General features: G+C 29.6%; 7 protein-coding genes. 1 reads left to right on the top strand and 6 read right to left on the bottom strand.

What is annotated here, in order from left to right:
- Window positions 1-14 precede the first annotated feature (14 nt).
- Window positions 15-2,339, top strand: a complete 2,325-nt coding sequence (gene infB / locus EPJ72_RS10960; RefSeq protein WP_147732187.1) for a translation initiation factor IF-2 — start codon at window positions 15-17, stop codon at window positions 2,337-2,339.
- Here the strand turns inward: infB and EPJ72_RS10965 are convergent.
- The 6 genes from EPJ72_RS10965 to EPJ72_RS10990 form a co-directional block, all read right to left on the bottom strand.
- Complete coding sequence (locus EPJ72_RS10965; protein WP_147732181.1) at window positions 2,336-3,130, bottom strand: hypothetical protein; 795 nt, start codon at window positions 3,128-3,130, stop codon at window positions 2,336-2,338. The two genes, infB and EPJ72_RS10965, sit on opposite strands and share 4 nt — an antisense overlap.
- 2 nt (window positions 3,131-3,132) lie before the next feature.
- On the bottom strand, window positions 3,133-4,254 hold the full coding sequence (gene lpxB, locus EPJ72_RS10970) for a lipid-A-disaccharide synthase (RefSeq protein WP_147732182.1): 1,122 nt from the start codon (window positions 4,252-4,254) through the stop codon (window positions 3,133-3,135).
- 3 nt (window positions 4,255-4,257) lie between these two features.
- Window positions 4,258-5,052 (bottom strand): acyl-ACP--UDP-N-acetylglucosamine O-acyltransferase, encoded by a 795-nt coding sequence (gene lpxA / locus EPJ72_RS10975; RefSeq protein ID WP_147732183.1) that lies wholly within the window; start codon window positions 5,050-5,052, stop codon window positions 4,258-4,260.
- A 24-nt stretch (window positions 5,053-5,076) separates the two neighbouring features.
- On the bottom strand, window positions 5,077-5,541 hold the full coding sequence (fabZ, locus tag EPJ72_RS10980; RefSeq protein WP_147732184.1) for a 3-hydroxyacyl-ACP dehydratase FabZ: 465 nt from the start codon (window positions 5,539-5,541) through the stop codon (window positions 5,077-5,079).
- 80 nt (window positions 5,542-5,621) lie between these two features.
- Window positions 5,622-6,752: a DUF362 domain-containing protein gene (locus tag EPJ72_RS10985; protein WP_147732185.1), complete on the bottom strand. Its 1,131-nt coding sequence runs from the start codon at window positions 6,750-6,752 to the stop codon at window positions 5,622-5,624.
- A 57-nt stretch (window positions 6,753-6,809) separates the two neighbouring features.
- The gene (locus tag EPJ72_RS10990) at window positions 6,810-7,796 is read right to left on the bottom strand and encodes a hypothetical protein (RefSeq protein ID WP_147732186.1); all 987 of its coding nucleotides are present in this window, start codon (window positions 7,794-7,796) and stop codon (window positions 6,810-6,812) included.
- Between the last annotated feature and the right edge of the window lie 204 nt (window positions 7,797-8,000).

Below are 8,000 nucleotides of genomic sequence, written 5' to 3' on the forward strand. Positions count from 1 at the left end.
AAAGAAGGAAGATGATGCCTCAAATAAATGAGAGTAATGACAAAAATCAGCAAAACTTATCACCTGATAACAAACCTAAAAAAGTAATTATTAATAAAAAATCTAATAATTCAAATACTAATGAAGAAAGTCAGGCTAGTGCCACTGTTAAAAAAGTAAAAAAGGTAGTAGTAAAGAAAATTATTATACATAAAGAAAAACCATACTCTGCAGCAAAAACAGAAAATCCTCAAAATGCAGAACAAAGAAAACCTTTTAATAATAATAAATTTAATAAAGAAAATAATAATAATAGAGAAAGAGAGAATAGAAGTTTTAACAAAGACTCAAATAATAATAGAGATTTCTCTAAAGATAAACAATATAAAAACAGTCAAATTACTACTCCGCCTCCTGTAAAAGAGGTATCATTCAAAAAAGACAATAAGAAAGATAATAAAAAAAGAGATTATGAGAAGAAAGAAAAAGAGTATGATAAAAAATCTTCTCAAAAAGATTCTAAAGCAGAAGCTGCTCAAAGACAAGAAAATAAAATATTCAATAAAATGCAGGCTAAAAAACTTCAGCAGGAACAAAGACTTGCAAGTGTTGAAAAAGAAATCAGCATAATGGAAACTATTACTGTCGGAGATTTAGCTAAAAAAATGAATTTAAGAGCTTCAGACATAATATCCAAACTTATGGGTATGGGTACTATGGCTAGAGTTAATGATATAATAGACTCTGATACTGCTACAATTATAGCTGATGATTTTGGATGTAAGGTTAATGTTATATCATTACAAGAAGAAGCTACTATAGAGATAAAAGAAGATAAACCGGAAGATTTGAAACCTCGTCCTCCTGTTGTAACAATTATGGGACACGTTGACCATGGTAAAACTTCACTTCTTGATGCTATAAGACATAGTAATATCACTTCTAAAGAAAGCGGCGGTATTACTCAAAATATAGGTGCTTATAAAGTAAAAATTCCTAGCGGAGAGATAGCTTTTATTGATACTCCAGGACACGCTGCTTTCACTATGATGAGAGCAAGAGGAGCGAAAAGTACTGATATTGTAATACTTGTTGTTGCTTCTGATGATGGTGTTATGCCTCAAACTTTAGAGGCTTTGAATCATGCTAAGGAAGCTAATGTACCTATAATAGTTGCTGTTAATAAAATGGATTTACCTAATGCTTCTATGGATAAGGTTAAGGCTGCTTTATCTGAGCATGGTCTTACTCCTGAAGAATGGGGAGGAGATACTCAATATATTGGGGTGAGTGCTTTAACTAAACAAGGTATTAATGACCTTTTGGAAGCTATAATACTTCAAGCTGAAATGCTAGAATTAAAAGCTAATCCTAATAGGGAGGCTATTGGTATAGTATTAGAGGCTTCTCTTGATCAAGGAAGAGGACCTATTGGTACTGTACTTGTACAAAATGGTACTTTAAAAATAGGAGACTATTTTGTTTGCGGACTTTCTGTGGGTAAAGTACGTGCGATGGTTAATGATTTAGGACAGAGAGTTACAAAGGCTTTACCTTCTACGCCTGTTGAAGTTTTGGGATTTGAAAAGACTCCTGAAGCTGGTGAGTCTTTCAATGTTATGCTTGATGAAAAAGAGGCTAATGCTATAGCCGATAAGAGAGTACAGTTAAAACAGCAGGAAGTTTTGAAGGCTAATGTTAAAGTTACTTTGGAAAATCTTTATGAGAAAATAGCTTCAGATGCCATGAAAGAGTTTAAGGTTATAATTAAAGCAGATGTTCAAGGCAGTGTTGAGGCTTTAAGAGATGCTCTAAACAAAATACAAAGTGATAAAATAAGATTTGTTTCAATATATAGTGCATCAGGAGCTGTTACTGAAAGCGATGTAAACTTAGCACATGCTTCTAATGCTATAATAATCGCATACAGAGTTCGTCCTTCTGGTAAAGCAAGAGAGTTAGCTGAAAAACTTGCTATACCTATAGAGAGATATGATATTATATATGAAGCAATAGAATCTATACAAAATGCTATGAAAGGTTCTCTTGAAAGACTTAAAAAAGAAGTAGATATTGGCACTGTTGAAGTTAGAGATGTATTCCATGTTCCTAAGGTTGGCACTATTGCCGGTTGTTATGTAACTAGCGGTAAAATTGAGAGAAATGCTGGCGTTAGAGTAATGAGAGATAATGTACTTATTTATACTAGCAAAATTTCTAGTTTAAGACGTATTAAAGATGATGTTAAAGAAGTTGTAAGCGGATATGAATGCGGTGCTTCTATAGAAAACTTTAATGATATTAAAAAAGGTGATTTATTAGAGATATTCAAAATAGAAGAAATTGCTCAAGAGCTTTAATATTTATTATGGAATATCAAATGACTAAATACGCCTTTTATAGGTATTATTAATTTTGAATGCGTTTTATTATCATCATTATATATTTTTAAATGTTTTGTAGGTTCAAGTCCAATATTATATAATCTAAGGTCGCATAAAGCTAAACCAAATCCAGCACTTTCTGTATTATCTAATTGTTCTAAGAAAAAACTCTCTACCATATCATTATTATAATATTCTTTAAAAGTTAATCTTTTACTATCTATTCTTGTCCTTCCTAACATAATAAGTGGTGAATCATTTACAACATCAAATTCTATATTGTTTTTTGTAATATGAATAAATAATTTTATAATAAATTTGCTTTTAGTGTTATCATTTAACAATAAAATATCATTATAAAAATTATCAATATCTATATTTTTATTAGAATATATAATTTTATTTTCATTTTTTAAAATACTTTTTAATTTTTCCCTGCTTTCCTCATCTCTAAATATATCAGAATATTTTTTCATTATTTCAGGATTATTATAATATTCATCTAAAGAATAATTAGGATACATCTCACTAAGTACTTTTAAACTAATTAAATGTAAATATCTCGCCTTAACAGCATTAGTAATAAGCTCCATCAATATATAAATAACATCTTCATAATATTTTTCGACTTTGTATTTAATTAATATATTATTTACTAATAAAGCAATTTTATCCTTTGTAATTAAATTGACAAAAAGAATATCAAATTCTATATCAGTTTTTTTTATATATTCTTCTATATTATTAAAAAAATCATCGTTCATCATTTTTAATTAATAATCTCTTTTGCAACACGCTCTAATACATTTTTATCACCAAGTAATTCTCTCACCCTAATTAAATTAGAACTAGTTTTATTATAATATTCTTTATCTGTTAAATATTTTATTATATGACTAGTAATAGCATTTGCATTGCAATCTCTCTGAAGTAGTTCAGGAGCAGCCTCCTCATTAAGCATAACATTAGGCATACCAACATATTTTATATTAGTGAGTATCTTACCAAGTAAAAAAGTTAAATGTGATATCTTATAACATATAACCATAGGCTTTCCATAACAAGCTGCTATCAAACTAGCCGTACCGCTTGACATTATAAGAGCATCAGAATATATATAAACATCATCTTTATTCTCTATTATAGAATAGCATACACCATTTAGTAAATCTCTATAATTATCAATAATATTCTCTATAGGCTCTTTATATTCAGGATAAGCAACAGGTATAATAAATCTTATATTCCCAAATAACATATCATTGAGTATCTTCATAGATTTAATAAATACAGGGGCAAGTTTTTTTATCTCCTGATACCTGCTTCCAAATAATACACCAACTGTATGTTCTTTTTTATCCATATTTAATGGGGACACTTCTCTATTATAATTAATATCAGCAAAAGGGTGTCCGCTATAAACCACATTACAATTATGCTTTTTATAAACATCATAATCAAATTTGAAAGGCGTAATTATTTTTTTAGCAGACAATAATCTTTTAGCATTCCATTCTCCCCATATACCCACATGAGGCGGAAAGTAATAAATATAAGGAATATTATTTTTTTTACAATATTTAGCCAATATAAGATTAACTCCTTGATTGTCTACAAGAAGCATTATATCAACTTTATTATTTTTGAGATACTCTTTTAATATATTGAAAGCCCCAAGTTTTTTGAAAGCAAATTTTGGATTAATACCTTCAAATATACCCATTGTAGATAATGTTGACATATCAGATAAAATATTAACATTAGCCTTTTTCATCTCAACACCGCCAAATCCATCTATTATGGTTTGAGGTGCTAATTTTTTTATCTCATTTGCAATCAAGGCTCCCTGAATGTCGCCAGATACTTCTCCTGTAGCTATAAATATTCGCATATATTATACTGTTTTTCTAGGAGTAATACCTCTTCTAGACTCTGATATAAAAACAACTATTTTTTTAGCTATATCATTTAAACTATTATCGTTTAAGTATGTATCTAAAAACTCTTGCTTTGTTTTATTCCAATTATACCACATATCATAAGCCTCTTCAGCCTGACTAATCTCTTCCGAAGTAAAACCCGCTCTCCTCATTCCAACTAAATTAAGTTTATATATAATAGCTTCACCAGCATGAGCAGTTAAAGCATATGGAAGTATATCTCTTCCAACCGCAGACATTCCGCTAATCATAGCATATTCGCCTATAGAGCAAAATTGATGCACAACACAGTTACCAGAAATAAAAGCTCCCTTTCCAACCTTTACATGCCCAGCAACTAAAGCACCATTACATATAATAACATTATCATTAATCTCACAATCATGTGCCACATGCCCAGTAGCCATTATATAACAATTATTTTTTATTATAGTTTTTTGATTTTCTTTTGATGCCCTATGCAAATTGGCAAACTCTCTTATCTCATTATTATCACCAATCTCTAAAAATGTAACAGTATTTCTATCAAAATGTATATCCTGAGGTAAATCACCTAATACAACATTATCATGAATAATATTATTTTTTCCTATATTAGTATACTCTTTTATAACAGTATGAGCACCTATTATAGTGTTTTCTCCTATAGTTACGTTACCTTCTATTATAGCATAAGGACCTATTTTTACATTATCCCTTATTTTAGCAGATTCTGAAATAATAGCAGTTTCATGTATATCTTTTGTCATTTTCATTACCCAATTATTTATTAATTATTTATTAATTTTCATAGCTTCTTTATCTACTAAAAACAATCCCAAATCAGCAGAACAAGCTAAACTATCCCCTACTCTAACTTCACCATGTGTTTTAAGTAAAGTTCCATTAAAAGCCTCAACAGTAACAAACATATCCATCACATCACCCGGTATAACAGGATTTTTAAACTTAACATTATCTATTTTAGCAAAAAACATAAATTTATTTCCAATTTCTTCAGGTTTTAATAATTTCATATAACAATATATACCAGAAGTTTGTGCCATCGCCTCAACCATTAAAACACCAGGCATTATAGGGCTTTCTGGAAAATGTCCTGTAAATTGAGGTTCATTAAAAGTAACATTTTTTATAGAATGTATTTTACCTTCTTCAATGCTTATTACCTTATCTACAAGCAAGAAAGGATATCTATGCGGAAGAAGTTCCATTATTTTAGTTATATTAATATTTTCCATTTATCATTACCTTTTTAAAAAAAAATCTACTTATAATATTTCTATAATGATACCATAATATTAACTAAACTTCAAGCAATTTAAAACTTTCTTTTTAAAAATATTGCTTTATGAGGACATAATTCTTGACAGCAGTAGCAAGTAATGCATTTATCATAATAATATTCAGGAGGATAACTTTTACCCTTTTTATCGAAGTTTAAAGCTAAAGGAGTAACAGGGCAAACCTTAACACATACCCCGCATTTTACACATTTATTTTTATCTATAACAGGCTTAGGTATAATAAAAGAAAATATTCTTTTTACCATAGGAAAATTAGCAAATTTCATCAAACTTCTGCCTATTCCTATTCTTTTGTGCGGTTTTTTAAAATCAAGAACCTTAACACTCTCTATATCATCACCCAAGACTTCTATATCGTCTTTATTAGAGAAATTATGTTTAAAACCCATTTTTAAAGTAGGTATATTATTATAATCAAAAGATATAATCTTTGAAGCAATATAATCTAAGGCAACAGCATCAGTAGAAAATAGTAATGCATTGACTTTTCTAGGATTACCGCTTCTAGGACCATTGCCTTCCATAGCAAGTATAGCATCCATTATATATAATTTGGGGCTAACATACTTGTTTAAATCTAAAAGCATAGTAGAAAAATCTTCAAAATCAGGCAGCTTCAAATGATACTCTGCCTTTCTAAAACCAGGTATGCATCCAAATTGATTTTTTACAGCCCCCGTCATCACAGTTAAAGCATGAGATTTTAACTTTGGCAAACTAATTATAACATCAGCCTCTGTAACAGGCTTTGCTATAGTAAAACTCTTCTCTTGAACACCATCAGGAAAATTAACCCCAACAGGCTCTTCAAAATCAGCATATTCTACTTTAAGCCTACCTGCAACCTCATCAATACCGGCCTTCATTGCAACACTGCTCCCCCTTCCAACACCTGGAGAATCACCATAAGAAACTTTGCAACCTTTCTCTTGCAAAATTGATGCTATAGCCTCAAAAACTATAGGGTGTGTAGTTACAGATTTATCAGCTGTTTCTGCCGCTAGTAAATTAGGCTTTAATAATACCTTGTAATTACTGTGAACAAATAAATCTATCCCTCCAAGTAAATCTATACCGCGATTGATGGCAGATTTAACCATATCAAAATCATAATTATCACATTTAATTATAACTACTTTACTCATTGAATCCCTTTTATAATATAATGAAGTTTAATAAATATTAGAATAAAAAATTAATAACTATTTAGAAGCTCCATGCATCTTACTATCAAAATCTCTTTTAATTCGATTAAACTTGTCACGAGTTCTAGTTAATGCAGAGTTCATCTTACTAATAGCCCTTTGATTTGCACTATATAATCCTAAGGACTTTCTTGCATAAGGTATCATCTCATTCTTACTTACAGAATCTAAATTAATAAGTCTTACTATGGAACTATAATAACCTTCATTTCCAGCTATCATTCTATTTTTTTTCATCTCTAAAGCGTGAATATCTTTTTCGCTATTATCTACATCTGTAAAAGATACCCTAGAAACTGCAGTAATATCATTTTGAGAAATATCCTCCATAGCAGAAATTAAGCTTTCTATAGTAGAAGTAGAATCAAGCCTTGCATTCTCTTCACCTTTATTTAAAAAAACTAAAGGGTCTGTATCACTGCCCTGCTTTACTACTTTATTATTACCATCAAAATTCGCTATATAAACCTCTCTAGGATTAATAGTGCGCTCATCATTATCTGTATAAATATTTACTTTAGTATTAATAGGAATTACTATAGTAGAACCATCTTCAGAAAAAGCAACCTCAACCTTTGCAGGAGTATTATTATATGTAACCATAGAAGAAACATTTGCCGTATGAACTTGATATTCATCTTCTATATTAACAGTAAAATATCCATAAAGCAAAGATAATGATATATAAGAGCCTTCAGCAGAAATAGAATTAACCATCATTATACTTCTTTCATTGAGAGAAATATTTCCAATATTGTTTCCATTTTTTAACACAGTAATCTCTACTGTGGTATTACTTTCTGTGGATAATTTATAGCCTTCATGTATTTCGCTGCCTCTGAAAACTCTTAATGATTTATCTGATTTTTCTATAAAAGCAACTCCAGATATACCAGTTATTCTAAAAGTTATATCTTGAGAAAAAAGCATATTACTACTAAAGAGTATAAATATATTCAATAAAAATACTGTAGTTATTTTCATACTCAAACTCCTCGGCAAAATACAATGCTTCGCCAAGTAATTTAATTGTATACACTTGAATAAAAAAAGTCAATAGTTATAAAAATCTCAATTTGCATGGGAGCCAGACATATTGCAGTTAGGAATTCCTTAATTTCTTAGAGTATATCATAGGCGTATCATAATTTAAAGCAGAATGTATTCGTTTATAATTCCAAAAATGAT

The organism is Brachyspira pilosicoli, assembly GCF_008016535.1.
GTDB classification, from domain to species: domain Bacteria; phylum Spirochaetota; class Brachyspiria; order Brachyspirales; family Brachyspiraceae; genus Brachyspira; species Brachyspira pilosicoli_A.